At 58.7% G+C, this 21,866-nt stretch carries 22 protein-coding genes; 9 read left to right on the forward strand and 13 right to left on the reverse strand.

Going from position 1 to position 21,866, the window contains the following annotated elements:
* Window positions 1-190 precede the first annotated feature (190 nt).
* Window positions 191-949 carry a sulfite exporter TauE/SafE family protein gene (locus PZ897_RS12790; RefSeq protein ID WP_275752699.1) on the forward strand — a complete coding sequence of 253 codons (759 nt, stop codon included), beginning with the start codon at window positions 191-193 and terminating at the stop codon, window positions 947-949.
* A gap of 298 nt (window positions 950-1,247) precedes the next feature.
* Here the strand turns inward: PZ897_RS12790 and PZ897_RS12795 are convergent, their stop codons facing one another.
* Together PZ897_RS12795 and PZ897_RS12800 are read right to left on the reverse strand one after the other, a co-directional pair.
* Complete coding sequence (locus tag PZ897_RS12795) at window positions 1,248-1,679, reverse strand: heme-binding protein (protein ID WP_275752700.1); 432 nt, start codon at window positions 1,677-1,679, stop codon at window positions 1,248-1,250.
* 20 nt (window positions 1,680-1,699) lie between these two features.
* Window positions 1,700-2,545 carry a sugar phosphate isomerase/epimerase gene (locus PZ897_RS12800; RefSeq protein WP_275752701.1) on the reverse strand — a complete coding sequence of 282 codons (846 nt, stop codon included), beginning with the start codon at window positions 2,543-2,545 and terminating at the stop codon, window positions 1,700-1,702.
* 445 nt (window positions 2,546-2,990) lie between these two features.
* Here PZ897_RS12800 and PZ897_RS12805 point away from each other — a divergent pair, with 445 nt between their 5' ends.
* Both PZ897_RS12805 and PZ897_RS12810 read left to right on the forward strand, forming a co-directional pair.
* Window positions 2,991-3,737: an SDR family oxidoreductase gene (locus PZ897_RS12805; protein WP_275752702.1), complete on the forward strand. Its 747-nt coding sequence runs from the start codon at window positions 2,991-2,993 to the stop codon at window positions 3,735-3,737.
* Window positions 3,738-3,791: 54 nt separating this feature from the next.
* Window positions 3,792-4,775: a 2-dehydropantoate 2-reductase gene (locus PZ897_RS12810; RefSeq protein WP_275752703.1), complete on the forward strand. Its 984-nt coding sequence runs from the start codon at window positions 3,792-3,794 to the stop codon at window positions 4,773-4,775.
* 54 nt (window positions 4,776-4,829) lie between these two features.
* Here the strand turns inward: PZ897_RS12810 and PZ897_RS12815 are convergent, their stop codons facing one another.
* The 6 genes from PZ897_RS12815 to PZ897_RS12840 all read right to left on the reverse strand — a co-directional run bounded on the left by PZ897_RS12815 (window position 4,830) and on the right by PZ897_RS12840 (window position 10,639).
* Window positions 4,830-5,780: a 2-hydroxyacid dehydrogenase gene (locus tag PZ897_RS12815; protein ID WP_275752705.1), complete on the reverse strand. Its 951-nt coding sequence runs from the start codon at window positions 5,778-5,780 to the stop codon at window positions 4,830-4,832.
* Between the two features lie 238 nt (window positions 5,781-6,018).
* Window positions 6,019-7,548, reverse strand: a complete 1,530-nt coding sequence (locus tag PZ897_RS12820) for a tripartite tricarboxylate transporter permease (protein ID WP_275752706.1) — start codon at window positions 7,546-7,548, stop codon at window positions 6,019-6,021.
* A 6-nt stretch (window positions 7,549-7,554) separates the two neighbouring features.
* Complete coding sequence (locus PZ897_RS12825) at window positions 7,555-8,115, reverse strand: tripartite tricarboxylate transporter TctB family protein (RefSeq protein ID WP_275752708.1); 561 nt, start codon at window positions 8,113-8,115, stop codon at window positions 7,555-7,557.
* Between the two features lie 131 nt (window positions 8,116-8,246).
* Window positions 8,247-9,272: a tripartite tricarboxylate transporter substrate binding protein gene (locus PZ897_RS12830; protein ID WP_275752710.1), complete on the reverse strand. Its 1,026-nt coding sequence runs from the start codon at window positions 9,270-9,272 to the stop codon at window positions 8,247-8,249.
* Window positions 9,273-9,331: 59 nt separating this feature from the next.
* A complete protein-coding gene (locus PZ897_RS12835) occupies window positions 9,332-9,700 on the reverse strand; it encodes a hypothetical protein (RefSeq protein WP_275752712.1) in 369 nt (122 codons plus the stop codon).
* Window positions 9,701-9,934: 234 nt separating this feature from the next.
* A complete protein-coding gene (locus PZ897_RS12840; RefSeq protein WP_275752714.1) occupies window positions 9,935-10,639 on the reverse strand; it encodes a FadR/GntR family transcriptional regulator in 705 nt (234 codons plus the stop codon).
* Between the two features lie 153 nt (window positions 10,640-10,792).
* On the opposite strand from PZ897_RS12840, the gene kdgD reads away from it, so the two are divergent.
* The 5 genes from kdgD (at window position 10,793) to PZ897_RS12865 (ending at window position 15,991) form a co-directional block, all read left to right on the forward strand.
* A complete protein-coding gene (gene kdgD, locus PZ897_RS12845; protein WP_275752715.1) occupies window positions 10,793-11,698 on the forward strand; it encodes a 5-dehydro-4-deoxyglucarate dehydratase in 906 nt (301 codons plus the stop codon).
* Window positions 11,699-11,768: 70 nt separating this feature from the next.
* Window positions 11,769-13,328, forward strand: coding sequence for an aldehyde dehydrogenase (NADP(+)) (locus PZ897_RS12850; protein WP_275752717.1), 1,560 nt, complete (start codon window positions 11,769-11,771; stop codon window positions 13,326-13,328).
* A 934-nt stretch (window positions 13,329-14,262) separates the two neighbouring features.
* Complete coding sequence (locus PZ897_RS12855; RefSeq protein WP_275752718.1) at window positions 14,263-14,580, forward strand: hypothetical protein; 318 nt, start codon at window positions 14,263-14,265, stop codon at window positions 14,578-14,580.
* Between the two features lie 26 nt (window positions 14,581-14,606).
* Window positions 14,607-15,302 carry a GntR family transcriptional regulator gene (locus PZ897_RS12860; RefSeq protein WP_275752720.1) on the forward strand — a complete coding sequence of 232 codons (696 nt, stop codon included), beginning with the start codon at window positions 14,607-14,609 and terminating at the stop codon, window positions 15,300-15,302.
* Entirely contained in the window at window positions 15,299-15,991 is a 693-nt protein-coding gene (locus PZ897_RS12865; protein WP_275752722.1) for an isochorismatase family protein, read from the forward strand. The genes PZ897_RS12860 and PZ897_RS12865 overlap by 4 nt, the downstream gene beginning before the upstream one ends.
* Window positions 15,992-16,059: 68 nt before the next feature.
* On the opposite strand, the gene PZ897_RS12870 is transcribed toward PZ897_RS12865, so the two are convergent.
* From PZ897_RS12870 to PZ897_RS12890, 5 genes are all read right to left on the reverse strand, one after another.
* Entirely contained in the window at window positions 16,060-16,461 is a 402-nt protein-coding gene (locus PZ897_RS12870; RefSeq protein WP_275752723.1) for a nuclear transport factor 2 family protein, read from the reverse strand.
* Window positions 16,462-16,468: 7 nt separating this feature from the next.
* On the reverse strand, window positions 16,469-17,758 hold the full coding sequence (locus PZ897_RS12875; protein WP_275752724.1) for a TRAP transporter large permease subunit: 1,290 nt from the start codon (window positions 17,756-17,758) through the stop codon (window positions 16,469-16,471).
* Window position 17,759: 1 nt separating this feature from the next.
* Window positions 17,760-18,305 (reverse strand): TRAP transporter small permease, encoded by a 546-nt coding sequence (locus PZ897_RS12880; protein WP_275752725.1) that lies wholly within the window; start codon window positions 18,303-18,305, stop codon window positions 17,760-17,762.
* A gap of 94 nt (window positions 18,306-18,399) precedes the next feature.
* A complete protein-coding gene (locus PZ897_RS12885) occupies window positions 18,400-19,392 on the reverse strand; it encodes a TRAP transporter substrate-binding protein (protein ID WP_275752726.1) in 993 nt (330 codons plus the stop codon).
* Between the two features lie 13 nt (window positions 19,393-19,405).
* The gene (locus PZ897_RS12890) at window positions 19,406-20,827 is read right to left on the reverse strand and encodes a dihydroorotase family protein (protein WP_275752728.1); all 1,422 of its coding nucleotides are present in this window, start codon (window positions 20,825-20,827) and stop codon (window positions 19,406-19,408) included.
* A 147-nt stretch (window positions 20,828-20,974) separates the two neighbouring features.
* Between PZ897_RS12890 and PZ897_RS12895 the strand changes: the two genes are divergently transcribed.
* The gene (locus PZ897_RS12895) at window positions 20,975-21,862 is read left to right on the forward strand and encodes an isocitrate lyase/PEP mutase family protein (RefSeq protein WP_275752729.1); all 888 of its coding nucleotides are present in this window, start codon (window positions 20,975-20,977) and stop codon (window positions 21,860-21,862) included.
* Window positions 21,863-21,866: the final 4 nt, after the last annotated feature.

Raw genomic sequence — 21,866 nt, forward strand, 5'->3', positions numbered from 1 at the left:
ATTGGAGGGAACTCGGGTCTCAGGTCACAACCAAAGTCGGAGAACCTGTCGACGGAAACTTCGGGACAATCCGAGCCACAGCGGCGGTGGGAATCGAGGACGACCGAATCAGGACAATGGGCAGGAAGCTGACCCCACTCTCCCACCCTGACGCAACCGAAAGGCCGGTCCCGGCCGGAACCATGCCAGCATGATTGTCGACCCGGCTGTTTTCTGGCTAATGCTTTCCGGCTGCGCTCTTGGCGGACTTGTAAAAGGGATATCCGGTTCGGGGCTCCCGCAGATCGCAGTACCTTTGCTCGCGCTGACGACCGACGCGCCAACTGCCATTGCTCTTGTTCAGATTCCCAGCATGGCGATCAACATTATCCAATCCCGACCACGCTCACAGACACCACATGCTCTGCTCCCCCTTTGGCCTATCGTCACGATTCTGTTCCTGTCTGCAATTGTTGGGGTTGGATTGCTCCGCGTGACGCCACCGGCGGCCCTGTTCTTGATAATGGCAGGGCTGACTTTTGCTTCCGCGGTTTTTCTGGTGCACAGACCGGACTTCGCCCTTGCGCCGCCTCTGCATTTGCCCATCGGCATACCGGCAGCGGCAATGGCAGGAATATGTGCGGGCATGTCGTCACTGGCCGGACCGATACTTATCCCCTACCTCATGTCGCTGCGGCTTCCAAAGGACCAGTTCGTTGCTACGATAAGCCTATGCTATTTATCAATCACCATCCCCACGACCGTGTTTATGCTCTACTGGGGTATCGTCGATGGGGCGCTGTTCATCCAGTCAGGAATAGGCGTCGTTCCGGCACTGGCGGGCATGTGGTTCGGCAATTGGGTGCGTGACAGGATTGACGAACGCATGTTTCGATTGTTCGTTCTGATCATGATCAGTGCCAGCGCGATCGGCCTCCTGGCAAAAGCCCTGCTTGGTGCAGGCCCGTGACAGTGGTGAAATGACCTGCGAACTGGCATCGAGTGAGTTTAGGGAAGCAGGTGAGTAAATCAAAGCCACATACGCGCAACTGACAAAGCGTGCGGCAATTCGAAGGAGCCTGACGCCGATGCGCGGCGGCAGGCTTTTTTCGAACCTCCCGGCGGGTTAGTTCGTGCAGCTTGCAGAGATCAGTGGTGGGCTTTTCAATTCCCCCGCCGCATCAGCCTTGTCGTCAGACGGTTGCATCCTTTCGCTGCGGTTTGTCCCAGATCTCGTGCACACAGCCTGTTTGTGGCTACGGCGCGCGTCAGCCGCCGTCAGGTGTCAGGCCGGCCGCTTCAATTCCGGCAATCGCACAGACTTCGTCGTTTTCGCCGGTATCACCGGAAATCCCAACCGCGCCTATGATGTGCCCAGCGGAATTCTTGATCAGGACACCGCCCGGTGCGGGCACGCACCGTCCTCCTGATGCGTCCGAAGCCGCACTCATGAAACCTGGCACTTTCTGAGAACGCTTTGCAAGTTCGCGTGAACCCAATCCGAACCCCAAAGCGCCATATGCCTTTCCTGTTGCCAATTCGACTCGCAAAATGCCGCTGCCATCCTCCCGTTTAACGGCCACCAAATGACCACCGGCGTCCAGAACCGCAACCGTCAGCGGCTCGAAGGAGTTCTCGCGTCCCTTCGCAATTACGGCATCAACAACGATAGAAGCATCCTTGAGAGAGATACTAGCCATGTTCTTTGTCCTTTCTTCGATTAACTCTTATCATCGCACACTGCAGACAACAGCAGGGCGCGGGTGATCTCGACCGCTTCGGCGCAAACGTCGTAGGGCGAACGTTCCCAAAGGGTGGGGTTGGGGGCTTCGTAGCTGAGGTAACCGTCGTATCCGATTTCGCTCAAGCGATCGAAGAGAGTGCACCAGTCGATTACACCCGTTCCCGGAACAAGCCGATCGATCGGGCGGCGAACGCCTGGCGTCGGGTGCTGGGGCGCATCGCTGTACTGAAAAGCAAACAGTTCCTCTCGGCTGACTCCATCCAGACCTACGGAAACGCCTTCGCTTCTGTGCAGGTGATAGGCGTCCAGTAGCATACCGCAATTGGCGTGGCCCGCGCCTTCGATGATCTGACGCAGGACGGCGGTCCGGTTCACTACTGGATGTTGGGAATTGAATTCCAGAGCAAGTTTAAGTCCATATTCGGCGACGATGGCACCGGCAATTCGCGTCGCCGCTATCGCGTCCTCGACAGTCCCCGTCACCTGGCCTGGTGCGCTCATGATCATGTCGCAGCCAACGGCCTTTGCGATTTCACAGGTTTCATGCAGGACGCCAAAAAGTCTTTTCTGTTCCTCAGGTGGTGTAAAGAACCAACCATATTCGGTACCCAGAACGCCGATGAGAACGCCGCTGTTCTGCATCATGGCAATGACTTCGTCTTTGTTCATGCCCCGGTCATAACAATCGACGATGTCGCTGCGCCTTATCTCGATAGCATCAAAACCCGCCTTCGCAGTAGCATCCAGACAGATATCAAGCGGTGTGGTATGAATCGTCCAGGTGTGCAGAGCCGTCTTGAAGGACTTGCGCGGGTTGGTCATGGTGCAAACTCGCTATGGGAAAGGTGCAGGCATCCGAAACGTGGCGCGCCTGCGGCGCTGACCGTCTGCCAATGCTGTGGGTTGAGCATCCCTCGAACTAAACTGCGTGTGCTCATGATCAAATTATCAACTCCCAATAACTCATCCCGGCTGTTGTCCTGACTGGTGTCGCAAGCTCTGCGGTGCCAGCCGTTTAGGTGTGCCTTTGTCCGCGAACTGCACGACGCAGCGCGGAGATCACCAAGGCTCAACGTCCGCCTAGGATAGGTCGATAACTGGCTGGAAGAAATTTCAAAGCAGAACCATTTCACCGATTGGGTCACCTACAAGAGTTCCGTTGCAGGAGCCGTACATCTATGTTGCCAGGCATAAACAGGTTGAAAAACCGGCTGGCGCAAACGTGCCATGCGGAAAAGTGCGCGGATACGCTGTAAGGGAGAAATCGATGGACAAACGTGTTGCGGTGATCACTGGGGCAGGCAGCGGAGTCGGGCGCGCGGCGGCGCTTGCGCTTCTGGATGCCGGATGGTGTGTTGGCCTCGCCGGCCGCAGAGCCGACGCGCTGGAAGAGACCGCATCGATGGCCAAGGCGGGGACACCCCTTGTGGTCCCGACAGACGTCACGAAGCCGGACGAGGTAGAGGCGCTGTTCCAAGCCGTCACGGCGAAATTCGGATGTCTGAACACCCTCTTTAACAACGCCGGCGGCGGCGCCCCAAGTACGAACTTCGGTGATGTTACCTACGAGACTTGGCGTCGCGTGGTGGAGGTGAACCTCAATGGAATGTTTCTCTGTGCCAACGCAGCCTACCGGGTGATGCGGGATCAGTCGCCTCAGGGTGGGCGGATTATCAACAACGGCTCCCTCTCGGCGCATACCCCACGACCTGGGTCTGCGCCTTACACCACGACCAAACACGCCATAACTGGTCTGACGAAATGCATCTCGCTTGATGGACGCGAATACAATATTGTTGGATCACAAATCGATATAGGCAACGCCGCAACTCCGATGACGGCACGGATGGCCGGTGGAGTGTTGCAGCCGAACGGTACGATGATGCCCGAGCCGACGATGGATGCAGCAAATGTTGGAGCCACAATCCTGATGATGGCCAGCATGGATCTGTCTGCCAACATACCATCGGTAATGGTTATGTCTTCGCAGATGCCATTCCTAGGTCGCGGGTAGGCACTATTTGCATCTGCTGCAACAGGTAGAAATTGCTATGGTGGGGCCTCAACGATGAAAATTTGTATATTTGGGGCCGGCGCTGTTGGAAGCCACGTCGCGGCTCGGTGTCACTTGGGCGGCGCCACGACGTCCGTCGTCGCGCGCGGAGCGCAGCTTGAAGCGATCCGGGATTCGGGGATCACCGTACAGGCTCCGGACGGCACGCTGACTGCATCGGTCTCGGTTTCGGAAAATCCCGTCGAACTGGGTCCTCAAGACGTGGTGATTGTGGCAGTCAAAGCCGCTTCCTTGGCCTCAGTCGCGCAGACAATTGGACCTTTGCTCAAATCGGATACGGCAGTTGTTTTTGCGATGAACGGAATCCCGTGGTGGTATTTTTACAACCATGGCGGCGTAATGGATGGCACCCGTCTTCCCACGATCGACCCGAACGGAACCGTATGGGACGCGGTTGGACCCGAGCGTGCCATTGGCTGCGTCGTCCATGCCCCGAGCGAGGTCGTATCACCCGGTGTGGTTCGACTTGCACAGGCCAACAGCCGTCTGACCATTGGCGAGCCGGATGGCAATATGTCGGCACGCACGATTGCGATTGCCGATATTTTGTCCAGTGGCGGCCTGTCTACCACAGTAACCGAGACAATTCGCGACGTGATCTGGTCTAAGCTGCAAAGCAATGTTGCATCGGGTCTCATGGCCATCCTGACGCAGTGCACTGTCGACCGGATTGCAGCAAAACCACCCTGTTCGACAACCATGCGTGTCCTGTTGAATGAAACCATCCAAGTTGCCGAAGCGCTCGGACGGGCGCCGTCGCGTGATGTCGACAAGGTCATGGCCCATATGCACGCACTCGCCCACAAACCGAGCATCCTGCAGGATCTGGAGCAGGGAAGAATGATGGAGATCGAGTCGGTTTACGCCATCATTCTGCGGTTGGCGGAGATGGCCGGAGTCGAGACGCCGACACTCGAACTCATGGTGGCGCTTGCCAGCCTGCGGGCCGAAGCAGCCGGGCTCATTCCCGCCCAATAACATCACCCGGATAGCCGAAACGACATTATCTCGTCCAGCAAGGAGAGAGCCTCGTTAGGGCAGGATGCGCGCTGCATCCGGCAAGGGCCGGCCATTGAAGAAATCTTCAAGGTTCTGGATGAAAAACTGCTTTCGCTTTTCCCGTACATCGTGAATCTGGGTGCCGATATGAGCCACCAAAACAGTTCGCTTAGATAAGCGGATTGCTTCGGGCACGTGTGGTTCCTCGGCGTAGACATCAAGTGCCGCAGACCGGATCGTGCCTTCCTGCAGCGCCAGGACAAGCGCATCTTCGTCCACCACCGGTCCGCGCGCTATGTTCACAAGCGTTCCATCTGCACCGAGCGCTTCAAGGACATCAGCGTTGATCAGACCTCGAGTTTCGGGCGTGTTGGGACAGCACAGGACAAGAAACTCGCTGCTACGCGCCAGTTCGAGCAGATCCGGCTGGTAGAGATAAGGTACATTTTTCTTTTCTCTCGGGCCAAAATAGGAGATGTGCATGCCAAACGCCTTTGCCCTTTCGGCGACATAGCGTCCTATTGTGCCCATCGCTACGATGCCGCATGTCCGGCCGGCCAGACCGATCCCCATGCGAGGATAGCCTTCGGCTTCCCATTTGCCCGACCGGACATGCTGGTCACTGTCGGGAATCCAGCGAGCGGATGCCAGCATCAGGCCAAGACCCAACTCGGCGACAGCGACCTTGGAATCGTCCGGTGTGACAGCCACGGCAATACCCCTGTTTCTTGCCGCCTCAAGATCGAGTTCACTGACACCCGCCCCCCAGACCGAAACAATCTGGACATTCGGCAACGCATTCAGCAGCGCCTTGTCGTAACCGCGAAATCCGGTGACCACGAGGCCCCGGATCCTGGACCCAATTTCGGCGAGAAACGCGACAGCGTCCTTGGCATCAGCCAAGGTGTGCACCTTGAAGTGGGCTTTGAGCGCGGCGGCATCGTCGGCAGGAATCTTTCCCGCCAGGAGAATCTCTATGGCCATGGTTGCCTCTTTCGTTGATTCCATCCCATTTGCCTACACGTGTTCCGCATGCGGATCTGACATCCCAAAGCTCTTGAGGCCAGGTCGGTTTCACGCCAGCGGTCAGCATCATTCGGGCGGCAAGTTTAGAGGTGGCTTTTGCCCCTGCCCCTCGGCGGTTGGCCCGGCGAGGTTTTTTCCAAGCGATGCCGGGGTGCCCCGTTCTTTTGGCCAGGCAGCGCTGACGTTCGTTCTCTTTTTATTCTTTCATTTCGTTAGTGCTGGCTACGCTGCTCCGCATGCTGCTTATGGCACTGTACACAAACGTCGCCAGCGCCAATCCCAGAATAATGAGAGTAATAGGCCGCGTCAGCACCACACTGAAATCGCCCGAATGGATCGTCATCGCACGGGCAAGGTTCGACTCGACGATCGGCCCCATCACGAAGGCGAGAACGACGGGAACCACGGGAATATCGATCTTTACCATCCAGTACGCCGCCAGACTGAGCACGATGACCATCATCACATGCGCCGTGTAATTTGCGTAAGCATAGGTGCCCAGCAAGATGACGATGAAGACGCAAGGGCCCAGAATACGCCGCGACACTTTCGAGATATGGGCGAAACCACGCGTGTATATCAGGCCCAGAAGCAGCAGCCAGAGGTTGATAAAGATCAGGCCGATGAAGATCGAAGTGATCAGTCTTGGTTCGGCTTCGAAGAGCAGAGGTCCGGGAACGACCCCTTTGCTGATCAGCACGCTCAACAGGATGGCTGCGGAGCCCGAACCCGGAATACCGAGCGCCAAAGACGGAACGAGCGTGCCGGCGACAACCGCGTTGTTGGCTGTCTCGGGAGCGGCAATGCCCTCGGCGATGCCCGTACCAAATTCGCTTTTGGACCGTCGTGACCACCGCTTTTCCTCTCCATAGGCGATTAGCGAGCCTATCGAAGCACCCGCGCCGGGGAGCGCACCGATGGCAGTTCCGATCAGACTTCCTCTGATCCAGGTGGGTATCAGTCTGCGAATATCGGACTTGAGGAAACGATCATCTGCTTTTTGCGTGCTGATTTGCAGAACGGTCTTTGGCTCTTCGATCGTCTTGCGGTGATTGATGAGCAGGCGGAGCGCTTCGGGACCAGCGAGAAACGCGATGATCACCACCACCAGCGGGATGCCATCGGCCAAAAAACCCTGATTGAAGGTAAAACGCATACCGCCGAAATCTGAAGTCCCGATCGTTGAGAGAAACAGGCCCAGACCCGCCGCCAGAAATCCTCGGGTGGGGTCCCGCCCGAAGAAGCTGCCGATGATCGAAAGTCCGAAAATGCCAAGCGCAAACATCTCGCCAGGCCCGAATTCCAGCGCGACACTGGCAATCCATCCGCCCACGAGGATGAAAATGATGGTGCTGGTGAGCCCGCCAAGCACGCCTGAGATGAGTGAAATCTTCAACGCGCGGTTGGGAAACCCTTTTTGCGCCATGGCATAACCATCCAGAACCGTCACAGCCTGCGCTGGCGTTCCGGGAGTACGTATCAATATCGCCGGAATCGAGCCGCCGTATTCCGCTGCGGAATAGACCGCGAGGAAAAAGATGATCGCTACATCAGCAGGCATTGTGAATGTCAGGGGGAACAGAAGAGCAAGAGACTGGGAACTGCCAAAGCCGGGAAGTGCTCCGAGCACGACCCCCAGAGTGACGCCAGCGACAATGGCGAGAACCACCGGCAGGCTGCCCATATCCAGGAGGACCGGGCCGATATTAGCAAATATGTTTTCCATCTTCGTTCAGTACCCACTTAAATATTGGGGGAGAAACTTCAGCGGCAGCGCCACCTTCAGGCCAAGGACAAACGCGCTGTAAACGACCAGCGTGGTGGCGACCGCACCCAGCGCCGCGATCAAGGCCGCTTTTGGCCAGCGCATCGGCAGCCGTGGAAACAGCAGGACGAACATAAAGAGGGACGTCGCGATCTCCAGACCCAGCGGTTTAAGCAGGAGCATGTACAGCAACGACAAAGCAACAATCAGGAAAGCTTCAACCGCGTCAAGGTTGATCGGCGCATCCTTATCGTCGTCGGCCGCGTCAATGTCCGTGTGCTCCGGCGCGGGCGGTGTCACAAGCTGCTTTGAAACAGCTTCACGGATCAGCGTGGCGATTCCGCAGACAAGAATTACGGCAAGCGCGATACGCGGGAAAAAGCCATCACCGGGATAGCCTTTCAAGATGGAGGCAGGCAATTGGGTAGCCTCCCAATAGAGGTAGGCGGCGCCAACCAGCATTGCGAAAACCGAGACCATGAAGCTGCGCCGCCGCGGAAGTACAAGTGTTCTGAGTCGTGAAAGCATTGGAGCAGTTCCAAATTTCAGCGTTTCGTTGTGCACGTTGGGGCCGACCGTGTCGAAAGTCGTCCAAATCCGATCATGCGGTACGCCTGATCGGGGGCGAGATATGGCTCGCCCCCGGGAAGCTGGTTTGATTAGCCCTCGATCATTCCGACTTTGATCAGGAAGAGCCGGGTCTCGGCAACGGCATCTTTGAAGTCAGCCATCAACTTGTCGCGATCTGCAGCATCGAACGCAGGCACAACATGCGGGTTTTGCACCATGTAGACATTCCGGTAATGATCGGACTTGGTCACCTTTTCCAACGCAGCGGCGAGTTTATCCATCACCTCAGGCGGCGTGCCCGCTTTGACCATGAACCCCTGCCACTGGTGCGGCACGTTGTATACCATACCAACGTCGCGGATTGATGGAACATCGGCCCAGAGCGGATCGTCCAGTCGCTCCTCATTCAGGGTTAGAATCGGGCAGATTGTCCCCGCCTCGATATGGGTATTCCACACACCGGCTGGTCCAAAGCCTACGCGCAAATGCCCACCAATCACGTCCTTGACGACATCGCCGGAGCCTTTGTACGGCACGAATCCGAGTTCTGCCCCGGCCGGATCACGGCCGATCATGGTGTGCTGAAGGTGCTGCGTCGAACCGACCTTGTTCGACCCCATGGTCAATTTGTCCGGGTTCGCCTTGTTGTACGCGACCAGATCCGCCCAGCTCTTGAGATCGGGATCATCGCAGCGCGCAGCGACGCCGTACACTGTCTGCTCGAACTTTGCCAACAGGTGGAAATCATCCGGTGTTTTTGTGAAATGCGGCAAATTGAAATAGCTGGTAAAGCTCCGGCTCATATGCATGATCGTGTAGCCGTCAGCAGGCTGCTCAGCCAGATAGACCGTCGGCTCAAGGTTTGACCCACCGTTCTTGTAGGTGACATTGATCGGAACCCCGAGGTACCCTTCTTTGGCCAGTTCACCAGCCAGCATTTCGCACCAGATCGATGTTCCTGAACCTGGCGATGTCGTACAGACAAGTTCAACCGGCTTTGATGGAAAATCAGCTTCTTGCGCCGTCGCTATTGTCGCAAACGCCATGGCTGTCGTTGCTGTAACGAGCGCAGCGGCAGAAGCAATTCTTTGCGTATTTCTGGGCAGAAATTTCATTTTGATATTCTCCTCCAATTGATTTGACTTGGTCCCCGATCATCACTCGGAACGATCGCTTATTCTTCGGATCGCTTAGCGGGGTGTTTCAATGCGTCGATGCCCAATCTACTGAGCGCACAACTATCAAACTCCTCCCCTTCTATCTCTTGGTAATGAGGAAAAGCATATCGGCATTCCTGCTTCGATGGATAGGCGGATTGCGTACCAATTGCGGCATTGGTTGCGAGGCAACCGAGGCAGCCGAGGCAGCCGTCAATGTTCGTCGCCATCAGCACCCACCTGTTGAGGATGTTCGAACCCTGTGCAGCGGCTGCGTCCGCAACCAGGTATTTTGCAGTCCAGATGTTCAGTCCCGATATCTCGTGCAGACCCAGTCCAGGTTTGCGCCAGCGGCGGGATTTTCCCGGCCTGTCGCGGCTGTCCATTTCGGCCAGATTTCACACCGCTTCGCGATCGCCAACGGCTTTTCTTTCATAGGGAAAACCTGCGGCAATCGTGGCTATCAGGGGCCACAGGTTGAAGAAGCAAACCAAAGACTGATGGAGAGCATCAAACGCAATTCGGCTGGCCTCCAGGTCATGCTCAAGCGCCGGATTGTCGCGTGCTCGCTGGCATCGATGAGCAAAAGTCCCCATTTGCCCTGTTTATCGCACAGTGCTTTACGTCATTTGCAAGGCACGATAACGCCGTTGACTGTGGCCCAGATGTTCGCGCATGGCACGCCGGGCGGCCTCGGGGTCGTGATCTTGGATCGCCTGCACGATCGCCGTATGTTCAGCATCCAGGGTCGCCAGATAGGATGGATCGCGGGTCATCTGTGCACCAATCATGGTGCGTGGTATCGAATCGGGACCGAACATGGCCAGCATTTCGCCAAAGCGTGGATTGCCAGAGGCGGCAGCAATGGCCATGTGCAGCGCGAAGTCCGCCTTTGCGGCCATACGCCCGCTTTCGATTTCGGTGCGTACCAGCCTGAGGGCAGAGAGCATGGTTTCTTCCTGCTCGGGATTGCACCGCAGTGCAGCCAGTGCTGCAGCCTCCCCCTCGATAGCAAGCCGCAGCTCCAGGAGTTCCAACACCGAGGACAGCCGCGTCTGATCTAGATCGCGCAGTGGCGGGTATTTGGAGTTCGGTGGCTCCTGCACGAACACACCAGACCCCTGTCGAGACAGCAGAAGTCCATCGGCTCTCAGTGCCGCCACGGCTTCGCGAAGCACTGTCCGGCTGACACCGAACTCCAACGAGAGCAACGCCTCGGTCGGCAGCTTGTCACCTGGTCGGTACTCGCCCCGCCGGATCTTGCCACGCAGCACTGCGGCCAATTCGGAAACGCGGCTGGGCTTTCCCAAAGCATTTTCGGTCACTTCAAGCTCCTGTCTTTTCACATCTCATGACAAGATTCATGACGAATGCCAAGCGGCTCGTAAACTCATCATATCAATTCATACTATTAATATTGCTTTTTGTTGAAAACAATTTTACATCAGGAACACCCAACCCAAACCAGGAACCGCAACATGACCCCCGAACAAATCAAAACTGCCCTTGGATCCGGGCTGCTTTCCTTTCCCGTCACACATTTTGATGACGAGGGTAACTTCGCAGCCGACAGCTATAAGGCGCATATCGAATGGCTGACGGGCTTCAAGGCTCCGGTCCTTTTTGCCGCTGGCGGTACGGGCGAATTCTTCTCGCTCAAACCCTCTGAAATTCCGACCGTTGTCTCGGCTGCAAAGGAAGCAGCGGGCAAGACTGCTATCGTCTCGGGCTGCGGCTATGGCACTGACATTGCCATAGAAATCGCCAAATCGGCCGAGAAAGCCGGCGCTGACGGCCTTTTGCTTTTGCCACATTACCTGATCGACGCTCCGCAAGCTGGGCTTTTCGCTCATGTCAAAGCGATCTGCCAATCGGTCGGTATTGGCGTCATGGTCTACAATCGGGACAATGCGGTGTTGCAGGCCGATACGCTTTTGCGGCTTTGTGACGAATGCCCGAACCTGATTGGCTTCAAGGACGGCACTGGAGATATCGGCCTCATTCGTGAGATCACCGCACGCGCCGGTGACCGCCTGATGTATCTGGGCGGCATGCCGACTGCCGAACTGTTCGCCGAAGCTTATCTGGGCGCGGGCTTCACCACTTACTCATCGGCAGTGTTCAATTTTGTGCCGGGCCTGGCGAATGAATTCTACATGGCACTGCGTGGCGGCGACCGCGCGACATGCGACCGGCTTCTCAGAGATTTCTTCTATCCCTTCATGTCAATTCGCAACCGCCAGAAAGGTTACGCAGTTTCGGCCATCAAGGCGGGTGTGCGCCTGCAAGGCTTTGCGGCTGGCAGGGTCCGGCCGCCCTTGGCCGACCTGACCAAGGAAGAAGAGGCAATGATGGAAAAACTGATCGGTGACCACCGTCGCTAACGCCCCCGCGCCAGCAATAGAACAGGAGGGCTGCCCTTGTGGCAGCGCTCGATCTTGAAAGGATTAAAGCATGAGCTTTTCCCCCAAAGGCAACCTTATCGCAGGCCAATGGTGCGACGGACCGCGAACCTTCACCTCGTCTCCGGCACTTGGGTCATCATATGAATTTTCCGCCGGATCGGCCGAACTTGTGGACCGGGCCGCGCAGGCTGCCGAACAAGCCTTTCAACCCTACGCCCATTGCTCTCGCCAGCAGCGCGCGACCTTTCTCGAAGCGATTGCCGAAGAAATCGACATGCGCGGCACCGAGATCACCGCAATAGGCTCGCAAGAATCCGGCCTGCCTACCGCCCGGCTCGAAGGCGAGCGGGCGCGCACGAACGGTCAGTTGCGTCTTTTCGCCAGCTACATTCGAAAGGGCGACTATCTCGATCGTCGTCACGACGAAGCCCTGCCGGAGCGCAAGCCCCTGCCCCGACCTGATCTTCGCCTGATCCAGCGTCCAATCGGACCCATAGCCGTCTTTGGTGCCTCAAATTTCCCGCTGGCCTTCTCTGTCGGAGGTGGCGATACGGCCTCTGCGCTGGCTGCTGGCTGTCCGGTTGTCGTCAAGGGCCATGACGCCCATCCAGGCACCGGCGAGTTGGTGGCCGATGCGATTGCCGCCGCCGCCAAGCGATGCGGCATCCACCCTGGCGTCTTCAGCTACATTCATGGAGGATCACGTGACATTGGCACCACTCTGGTGCGGCATCCACTGATCAAGGCCGTGGGCTTCACAGGAAGCCTTTCCGGCGGACGGGCGCTGTTCGATCTGTGCGCCGCTCGCCCTGAACCAATCCCGTTCTTCGGCGAACTGGGCGCTGTCAATCCAATGTTCCTGCTCCCCGAAGCCACGAAAAATCGCGGCGACGAGCTGGGGCGCGGTTGGGCTGCGTCGCTGACAATGGGCGTCGGCCAGTTTTGCACCAATCCCGGTATCGCGGTGGCGCTTCAGGACCACGCCACCTCCGTTGCCGACGCCGCACGTCAGGCACTCTCGGGCGTTGCGCAACAGATCATGCTGACTCACGGCATCGCGCAAGCCTATCACGCGCGGGTTGATCAGATCAAAACAACCAAGGGCGTGCACGAAGTTATGTCTTCCAACAGCGAAGCGCAGAACGCCGCACCGAACCTGTTTGTTGTCTCGGGCACGGATTTCCTCGCCAATCCCGCATTGAGCGAAGAGGTTTTTGGTCCGACCGGGATCCTGGTTACAGCCAGCAACCCCGACGAGATGCTGGAGATCGCCAGAAACCTTGAAGGCCAGCTGGCCATCACATTGCATTTGGACAACGCCGACACGGAGCTGGCACGCAGGTTAATGCCGATCCTGGAGCGGAAGGCAGGCCGGGTGCTGGCGAACAATTTCCCGACAGGGGTCGAGGTCAGCGACGCGATGGTCCATGGTGGGCCCTACCCAGCTTCGACCAATTTCGGCGCCACATCCGTCGGCACAATGGCGATCCGTCGCTTTTTACGCCCGGTCTGCTTCCAAGGCGTCCCCGAAGCACTTCTGCCGGACGATCTTCGCGGATCCGTTCATCATTGTTGCATCGGGAAGCACCGGATGATGCCGGGCGGGTGATCGGCGGGGCCTCGGTGGCGCCAGCTTCGTCATCCGCAACGACTTGCGCTGGCGGGATCCAACCCGGCTCGAAGCATCGAGAACGGGCATGGCATGGATGTTGACGCCATCCCGGCCGCAAAGCCCCTCAATGACACCGAATACGATGCGTCCGGCAGGCCCGCACGAGACGCGGCAGAGAGCCTGGCATTCCGCCCGAATCCAATCGCAAATCCGCGATTCCGTTCGGCAAGTCGCTTTTCAAACGCCGTCAAAAATCGAGAGCATGACTGGCAAACTCAACGACTGGCCGCACACCCACACCCGCTTTGACCGGTGCGCTCACGCTTTCCATCTCAATCCTCGCACTCGCAGCAACCCCCATCTTCTGGACCTATCGATGCGTCCTGGGCCTGATCAATCGGTGGGAGATCCGGGCCACACAGCCGTTATCCGAGCCGCAAGCGTCTGACTTCTGATCCCTGCCCAAAGCCGCGGCTTGCATCCCTTGATACTTCTCTCGGTCGCTGACAATGGCGTCGGACAATCGAAAACTGTTGACAGATTACAGGTGATGCCGATAGGCTGCCAGGACGTCATCCTTGGTGGGGTAGAACATGCTGTTTGCTGGAATCGGTATCCGCGATGCTGGTCGTGGTCCCACTGTCTTTGGCCCAAGCGCAGGTCTTCGGCGTCGATCCGGGTCCTATCCGCGTCGCGGTCCTCGCCTTGATGACCGGGCTGATCGTGCCGCCCTTCGATGTGTCGATGAGGATCGCGTGCGGACTATCGGGCGGACGCGATCGCACCTTCAACAAGGCCTTGGCGCCATGCTTCCGGCACGATTGGCCGGCGCCTGCTTGTGGCTGGCAGGCCGGGCTTGTCGGCCGTGTTTTCCGGCCGCGTTTTCAACGCGCGCTGACCGTGCCACGCCGTGCAGTCTTTGGAGATCAGAATGGGCTACATCGTAAATTGGAATGACCTTCCCGAGGTGGAAATCCTGCCGAACAATATCCGCAAGTCCGCAGCCGGCCTGGAAGACCTGACCGGGCAAGTGGAGGACGGCACAGCCAAGGGTGATTGGCGCGATGCACTGGCCCGACGGATACGCTTTGCGGACCGCATTCATGTCTCGACCGGAGGCAGCCCGTCTTATCCCGACCATCTGATCGAGCTGTTTCAGCGCAAGCGCACAGAGACAATCTACGACCAGATTGTCCAACGACAGAGCGCGGCCTGGAAATATGCGCTATGGGAAGCTGCAGGCATTTAACGGCTTTTCCCCAAGCAGGAGTTGGTATGAGCTTTCTTGAACCAATCGCGGTCTCCTCGATCGCAAAAGAAGCATTCCACAAGCTGACCCAGGCAATCGTCTCGGGCGAGTTTGCGCCGGGAGAGCGGTTGTCCGAAGCCGAACTCGCCCGACGTTTCGGCATAAGCCGTGGCCCGATCCGCGAGGCGCTCGGACGGCTGGAAGGAAAGCTGGTTGTTCGCACGCCGCGCCTGGGTGTGAGCGTCATTGATCTGTCGACCGAAAAGCTTGTCGAACTGTTTGCCGTGCGGGAAGCGCTTGAAGGGATGGCGGCGCGGCTTGCAGCCGAACACATCACGGATCCGGAAATCAGGGAACTCCATATGCTGCTCGAGCAGCATGGCGGCAACCAGGATGTCGCATCGGACTCGGGCTACTATCAGGCCGGCCAGGACGACGACTTCCATTTCCGGATCGTGCGATCGGCCCGCAACGAGCAACTGGAACTGATGCTTCTGGAAGAGCTGTACTTCAAGCTCAAGCTCTACCGCTACCGCATGAGCAGCAAGCCGGGCCGGGCACAAAAGGCGCTTGAAGAGCACCGAGAAATCGTCAAGGCGATTGCCAGCCGCAATCCCGATGACGCAGAAGCCGCGATGCGACGGCATATTCGCAATGCGATTACCGCTGCGGTCAGCCAAATGGAACGCAGCGAGAAGGAAACAAACAGGAGTCAAACATGAAGCCATGGGATGGAATCGTCTCGGAAGAAGAGCAGCGCGCCTACGCTGCAGCGGGTTTCGGCAAGCCGACCGGTCTCGGGAAGCGCCCCGCCTTGATCATCATCGATGTCCAATACCGTACGGTTGGCACGAAGCCACTGCCGTTCTCGGAAGCGATCAAGGAGTTTCCGACCTCCTGCGGCCAGGTCGGCTGGGATGCCGTCGCAAACATTCAGAAGCTGCTGGAAACCTTTCGCGCCAATGATTGGCCGGTCCTGTACCCGCATGTTGCGCCCAAAGAGGGGTTCGACGCAGGACGGCTTGCCGACAAGGTGCCGGCACTTATGACGGTGAAGCGAAGCGGGTATGAATTCGTTGCCGAGCTAGCGCCGCAAGACAAGGATATCCTGCTGCCCAAGAAGCACCCGAGCGCGTTTTTTGGCACGCCGCTGGCAAGCTACCTGATTGATCTGGGAGTCGATACGCTGGTGATGACCGGATGCAGCACGTCGGGCTGCGTGCGCAGCAGTGTGGTTGACGGCTTTGCCTATAACTGGCGCATCAACGTGCCGCATGATGCTGTCTACGATCGCAGCAGGGTGTCTCATGCCGTCAATCTGTTCGACATGGGCGCCAAATATGCCGATGTGATGAGCACGGACGAAACCATCGCCGCGCTATCGCGGCTTGCCGCCGGCAAGGCTGACTGACTGAGTTGCGGCGGGTTCTCCCGCCGCACTCCCCGTTTCAGCCGCAATCCCGGCTTCAAATCTCCGGATCAGCCAGTGCTGCGGGCAAGCAGCGCTTCCCCCATATCGTTCCACACCTGCTGTTCCGTGATCACCCCGTCGCGAATGCGGAACTGGTCGGTGAAGCGGATGCCGTCAAACGCCGTGCCATCCGCCCATTCGCCCCGGAGCGTGCCCGAGAAGATGACGACATCAATGCCGTCCCGGCCCTCGGTGGTCTGGTAGGTCCGGGCATAGGTCTTGCGCACGAACCGGTACCGCGCGGCCCCTGATGCGACCAGATCCTCGAGTTTGTTGAAGATGCGGGGGCCAGGGAATATGGCCGTGAAATCTGGTGCCAGCAGGCTGCGGGCCGTGTCCAGATCCCTGGCTTCCATTGTATCCAGATAGGTACGTGCGAGCCTGACCGGGTCAGGATTGTTCGAGCTCATGGCTTCCTCATAATAGTTTTGGCAGGAGGGTGACGATGGAGGGGAAGACGGTCAGGATCACCAGTCCGATCAGCATCAGCACGAGGAAGGGGAAAGCGGCCGATGCGAGAAAGGGAAGCTGACGTCCCGAAATTCGCTGCAAGACAAAGAGGTTGAAGCCGATCGGCGGCGTGATCAGCCCGATCTCGACCAGGACCACCATGAACACGCCGAACCAGAGCAGGTCGAAACCCGCGCTTTGCGCGACAGGCAGAAGCACCGATCCGGTCAGCACGATCATCGACAGACCGTCCATAAAGCAGCCGAGAATGACAAGGATGAGCGCGATGACAAGCAGCAAGCCGTAATAGCCGAGCTCCACTTCCTGAATCCAGGACACCACGGTTCGCGGGATTCCGGTATAGGCCATCGCAACCTGAAGTGCAGCGGACGCGCCAAGGATCAGCCCGATTGCAGCGCAGAACAGAACCGTCGCCTTCAGCGAATCGATGATCAGCGCAGCGTTGAGCCTGTTGTCCAGGAGCGCCAGGACAAGGGCGCCGGCAACACCGATGACGGCAGCTTCGGTCGGTGTGGCATAGCCGCCATAGATCGCGCCGAAAACGAGAACAATCAGCACAAGGAGCGGCAACAGCGAAAGGACGGCGCGGCGTCTGGAGCCGCGGACATGGACAGCCGCACCTGCCGCTTGCCTGGTTCCACGATGTCGAAACGCGACATAGCCGCAAAACATTGTCGCGATCATCATGCCCGGGAGGATGCCTGCCAGAAACAGGTCGCCGATCGACACGTTGAAGGTGAATCCGTAAAGGATCAGCGCGACCGAAGGAGGGATCAGAATGCCCAGTGTGCCGGCGCCTGCAATCGATCCCAGCACCAGTTTTTCAGGATAGTCCCGTGCCTTGAGTTGCGGCAGGCTGAGCTGGCCGATTGTCGCCACTGTTGCGGTTGAAGAGCCGCTCAAGGCTGAAAACAGCGTGCTGGCGAAAATGTTGACCTGGATAAGACCACCCGGCATGCGCCCGACCAGCACTGCGAAGGCGTCAAACAGTTTCTGCGCCGTGCCCGACCGGGAGAGCATTTCACCCATCAGCACAAACAGTGGAAGGGCGGTCAGGCCCCAATTGGTCATCTGGCCGAAATAGGCTGTGGCCATGGCCGTGGCGGGGTCGGCATTGGCGACAAGCAAGATCCCGATTGCCGTCAGCAGCAGAATGGTGGCGGCGATCGGTATGCCCAGGAGCAGCAGGAGAAACAGCCCGACGACGAAGAAGATGGCGATAAGGTCACGATCCATGTCAGTGCGCTCCGGATGGTAGGTCGCGCTCATCCAGCGCAAAGCCGGTCCCGAACATGCGCTCGAGAAAACGCAGCACCAGCGCCAGTTCAAGCATCGCAAGCCCGGCCATGACGATGCCCATCGGCAGCGCACGCGGTATCGGCAATGTCCCCAGCATGGTGATGCCCGATTGGTAAGCCGCATACCAGATCCGTGAGAATCCCAGCAGCAGATAGCCAATGATTGCGATGGTCACGACGTAAGCCACAACCTTCAGCAGGGCGGTGGCCGACGGCTTCATTCTGTTGATGAAAAAATCGACCGAGATGTGCTGGTCGCCCGGTACGGCGGCGGCAAAGCCCAGTGCGAAGGTGCCGCCAAGCAGGATGCCGGCAATGTCATCGGCCGAGGGCACCGATATTCCGAAGAAGCGCAATCCGATCACTGCAATGAACAGTAGGACCAGCAACGCCAGCGAAAGACAGGCCAGCACCATCGAGATGCGCGCGACCCAGACCAGGATCCGGTGCATGAGGTGCGCAAGTTGAGGGTTCCGTACGTGCATCTAGAATGCTTCTCCGTTTTGCCGGATTGGAAGGTCCGTCCACGGGCGGACACCGTGGACGGATAGTCTAGCCATTAAGCCGTGTCGGCGATACTCAGTTGGCGGCGGCCTTTTCGCGGAACTCGGTGATGGCGGCGCTGCCTGCATCGCCCGCCTTTGCCAGCCAGTCTGTTACCATCGCCTCGCCGACTTCCTTCAGTTCCTCGGCAAGCGTGGCGCTTGGCACAACAATGCTCATTCCGTTATCGGCAAGCACCTTTTCAGCCTCGGTCACCTTGGCTTCGCTCTGCGCCCAGCCCCAGGCCTCGACCTCTTTCGCCACGTCCTGCATCTTTTGCTGCATGTCAGCCGGAAGCGTCTGGTAGACATCCTCGCGCACGAACACCATCATTTTGGGCAGCCAGGCATCGGTCTTGTAATAGTAGTCGGTGTATTCCCAGGCCTTGTACACGACCCCGGACGTTGGGGCGGTGTTGAAGCTGGAGATCAGGCCCGTCGCGAAGGCCTGCTGCATCTCGGTGATCTGCACCGTTGTCGGCACGGCGCCCATCAGCTCGGCCAGACGCGTCGTCGACGGATTGTAGGCGCGCATCGACAGCCCCTTCACATCGTCGAGCGAGGTGATCTCGCGATCGAAAAAGAAGCCCTGTGACGGCCATGGCACCGCATAAAGAAGGCGCACACCGCTCTTGGCCAGCTCTTCGGTCAATGGCTCGCGGGTCACGTCCCACAGCACTTTTGCATCAGCATAGGAGGTAACGAGGAACGGGATGCCGTCAAGTTCCCACAAGGGGTTCTCGCGCCCGAGATTGGTCATCAGTTCCGAACCGATCTCGACCAGACCGTTACGGGTTGATTCCAGAACCACGGGGTTGGCAAACAGCGATCCGCCATGATGGGTGGTAATGTCCAGTTCGCCTGCGGTAACGTCCCGCATCTTGTCGGCGAACATCTGCATCGCCTGGCTCTGGAATTCGCTTGCCGGATAGGCGTTCGCGAGGTTCCAGTTGAATTCCGCAGCCTGGGCGCCGATCGCCGAGAAAGCAGTGATCGCACCCGCAGCAATTACTTTCTGCAGTAGGTTCATATCTTATCCTCCTTCATTGGTGAGTGTTTTTGATTGGATGCGGCGGCAGTCTGCGCCGCAGAAACCTGCCGGTGCCAACGGCTTCGTCCAGCAGGCGATGGTCACGCAAGGCAAACCGCCCGCGTGTCAGCGCGTGGACAACCCGGCCGCGCAGGGTCATCCCGTCGTAGAGTGAGTAGCCTGCGTCGGTGGCCCGCGTTTCCGGCCCCACGACATAATCCTCGTTCAGGTCCACGATCGCCAGATCGGCATCAAGACCGACCGCGATGCCGCCCTTGCGCTCGCCCAGACCCATGATCCGGGCCGGATTGGCCGACGTAAGCGCGGCAATGCGTTCAAGCGGGATGCCGCGCTTGTGGTGGCCTTCGCTGACCAGCAGGGGCAGGAAGGTATCGAGCCCGGGGCAGCCCGGCGATGCGCTCCAGATCCCGCCCTGCTTCGATGCCATGGTCCGGTGCACATGATCGGTCCCGATCGTATCCACGTGACCGTCAGCGACAGCTTTCCAGAGCGCTTCCCGGTCGGCGCTTTCACGCAAGGGCGGGTTGATCTTTCCAGCCATCCCGATATCGGAATCGACGTCGTGAACCAGATAATGGCTGCAGGTCTCGATGAACACCGGACACCCGTCGCGCCGCATGGCCAGTGCGGCCTGCAGGGCCTCGGCTGACGAGGTGTGGACGCAGTAGACCGGTGTGCCGGTGACCTTGCCGAAATAGGTCGCTCTCCGTATCGCCTCTGCCTCGATGAAGGATGGTCGTGCGGCATTCCAGGTGCTCAGGCCGCCGTGCCCCTCCGGGTCGATCTCCCGCATTCTTGCGCTCAGCGCCCAGCCGATCTCGATGTTTTCCGGGTGCGGGCACATCATTCCGCCCAGTGGCCCCAGCGCTTCGAGCAGCCGGAACATGAAGCCGTCATCGATACCCGGCAGGCCCAGTCGCTTGCCTTCATCGCCACGGATGTTCATGAACAGCTTTGCCGTGGGCACACCGAGATCATTGACGTAGTGCGGCAGCGAGGCGAGCTGCGCTTCGCTCGCGATGATAAAATGATAGCTAAAGTCGATCCGCGCGCCGGCTTCGGTCACCGCTTTCATGTCGGTGAAAAAGCTTTCGTACGGATCACCGCTCATGACATAGGGAATGAAGCTGGTGACGCCGCCCAGCAGCGCTGCAGCGGTCTCGCTGGCCGCGTCCGACGGGACCCGCGGGCGCGATATGTCATTGCCGTGACCCAGGTGCAGATGAACGTCGACCCCGCCGGGGAAGACAGTCAGGCCAGTCAGGTCGATGCGTTCGTCAGCCTCGACAGCGGCCCCGCGCTCGACGAGCCCGGCGATCTTTTCGCCATCGATGACAAGGTCCGCCTCGATCACGCCGGTGCCGGGCACGACGAGGGTTGCCCCGGTTAGATGCTTGCTAAACTTGCGTGTCAATGGGCACCCCCTGATGTCGGTTCTGCTGCCTGGCCAGACCCTGGTCCATTGTCGTATCTGTGCATGTAATCTGGAAACTGTCAACAGTTGACGCAAGGCGCGCCTCTGCTATTGTGCGAAAAACCCAGACAGAAGGATGAGACGAACATGGAACAATCCGCAGGCAGGCGATTGCGAGAAATGGTTGAGGCACGCCGGGCGCTGCTGGTGCCTGGAGTGATGAATGCTCTGGCCGCACGCGTGGCTGAGGATGTCGGCTTCGAGGCGCTTTATATAACTGGCGCCGGCGTCACCAACGCGCACCTCGGCTTGCCGGATGTCGGGTTGATCAGCCCGACCCAGATGAGCGACACAATCGGCGTCATTCGCAATATCACCGAGCTGCCGCTTATCGTCGACGGCGATACCGGCTTCGGCAACGCCATCAATGTCTGGCACACGGTCCGCAGTTTCGAACGCGCCGGCGCCAATGCAATCCAGATCGAGGATCAGGTATTTCCCAAGCGGTGCGGCCATTTCGAAGGCAAGGGAGTCATCCCCGGCGCGGAGATGGCGGAGAAGATCCGGGCGGCGGTCGAAGCGCGCAAGTCCGGCGATTTCCTGGTGATTGCACGGACCGACGCCTATGCCACCCATGGTCTCGACGAGGCGATGCGGCGGGCCGAGCTCTTTATCGAGGCCGGTGCCGACATCACCTTTGTGGAGGCGCCGCGCCAGATTGACGAAATACGGCGGGTCGTGGAAACGCTGCCGGTGCCGCAACTCGTCAATATGGTGATCGGCGGTCAGACCCCGAGCGTCGGCCTTTCGGACTTCCGGGAGTTGGGTGTCGGTCTCGTGCTATATGCCAACGCCTCGCTTCAGGGTGCGATCAAGGGCATGCATGATGCGCTGACGCATCTGCGCACTCAGGGTGCACTGACCGAAAATGATGGTCTGGTGGCAAGTTTCGCCGAGCGCCAGCGCATGGTCGGCATGGCCGACATCAAGGACATGGAGCAGCGATATGCCACCACCGAAGAAGCGGTAAAATGACCGC

It is taken from the genome of Hoeflea sp. YIM 152468 (genome assembly GCF_029210485.1).
Taxonomy (GTDB): Bacteria; Pseudomonadota; Alphaproteobacteria; order Rhizobiales; family Rhizobiaceae; genus Hoeflea.

What these genes read in the sequence shown, in the direction of transcription:
- PZ897_RS12870 (WP_275752723.1), bottom strand. Translation starts at nt 16,461, where the DNA reads ATGAGCTCGAACAATCCTGACCCGGTCAGGCTCGCACGTACCTATCTG.
- PZ897_RS12865 (WP_275752722.1), top strand. Translation starts at nt 15,299, where the DNA reads ATGAAGCCATGGGATGGAATCGTCTCGGAAGAAGAGCAGCGCGCCTAC.
- PZ897_RS12805 (WP_275752702.1), top strand. Translation starts at nt 2,991, where the DNA reads ATGGACAAACGTGTTGCGGTGATCACTGGGGCAGGCAGCGGAGTCGGG.
- PZ897_RS12795 (WP_275752700.1), bottom strand. Translation starts at nt 1,679, where the DNA reads ATGGCTAGTATCTCTCTCAAGGATGCTTCTATCGTTGTTGATGCCGTA.
- PZ897_RS12820 (WP_275752706.1), bottom strand. Translation starts at nt 7,548, where the DNA reads ATGGAAAACATATTTGCTAATATCGGCCCGGTCCTCCTGGATATGGGC.
- PZ897_RS12815 (WP_275752705.1), bottom strand. Translation starts at nt 5,780, where the DNA reads ATGGCCATAGAGATTCTCCTGGCGGGAAAGATTCCTGCCGACGATGCC.
- PZ897_RS12860 (WP_275752720.1), top strand. Translation starts at nt 14,607, where the DNA reads ATGAGCTTTCTTGAACCAATCGCGGTCTCCTCGATCGCAAAAGAAGCA.
- PZ897_RS12830 (WP_275752710.1), bottom strand. Translation starts at nt 9,272, where the DNA reads ATGAAATTTCTGCCCAGAAATACGCAAAGAATTGCTTCTGCCGCTGCG.
- PZ897_RS12825 (WP_275752708.1), bottom strand. Translation starts at nt 8,115, where the DNA reads ATGCTTTCACGACTCAGAACACTTGTACTTCCGCGGCGGCGCAGCTTC.
- PZ897_RS12885 (WP_275752726.1), bottom strand. Translation starts at nt 19,392, where the DNA reads ATGAACCTACTGCAGAAAGTAATTGCTGCGGGTGCGATCACTGCTTTC.
- PZ897_RS12835 (WP_275752712.1), bottom strand. Translation starts at nt 9,700, where the DNA reads ATGGACAGCCGCGACAGGCCGGGAAAATCCCGCCGCTGGCGCAAACCT.
- PZ897_RS12895 (WP_275752729.1), top strand. Translation starts at nt 20,975, where the DNA reads ATGGAACAATCCGCAGGCAGGCGATTGCGAGAAATGGTTGAGGCACGC.
- PZ897_RS12790 (WP_275752699.1), top strand. Translation starts at nt 191, where the DNA reads ATGATTGTCGACCCGGCTGTTTTCTGGCTAATGCTTTCCGGCTGCGCT.
- PZ897_RS12880 (WP_275752725.1), bottom strand. Translation starts at nt 18,305, where the DNA reads ATGCACGTACGGAACCCTCAACTTGCGCACCTCATGCACCGGATCCTG.
- PZ897_RS12875 (WP_275752724.1), bottom strand. Translation starts at nt 17,758, where the DNA reads ATGGATCGTGACCTTATCGCCATCTTCTTCGTCGTCGGGCTGTTTCTC.
- kdgD (WP_275752715.1), top strand. Translation starts at nt 10,793, where the DNA reads ATGACCCCCGAACAAATCAAAACTGCCCTTGGATCCGGGCTGCTTTCC.
- PZ897_RS12850 (WP_275752717.1), top strand. Translation starts at nt 11,769, where the DNA reads ATGAGCTTTTCCCCCAAAGGCAACCTTATCGCAGGCCAATGGTGCGAC.
- PZ897_RS12810 (WP_275752703.1), top strand. Translation starts at nt 3,792, where the DNA reads ATGAAAATTTGTATATTTGGGGCCGGCGCTGTTGGAAGCCACGTCGCG.
- PZ897_RS12855 (WP_275752718.1), top strand. Translation starts at nt 14,263, where the DNA reads ATGGGCTACATCGTAAATTGGAATGACCTTCCCGAGGTGGAAATCCTG.
- PZ897_RS12800 (WP_275752701.1), bottom strand. Translation starts at nt 2,545, where the DNA reads ATGACCAACCCGCGCAAGTCCTTCAAGACGGCTCTGCACACCTGGACG.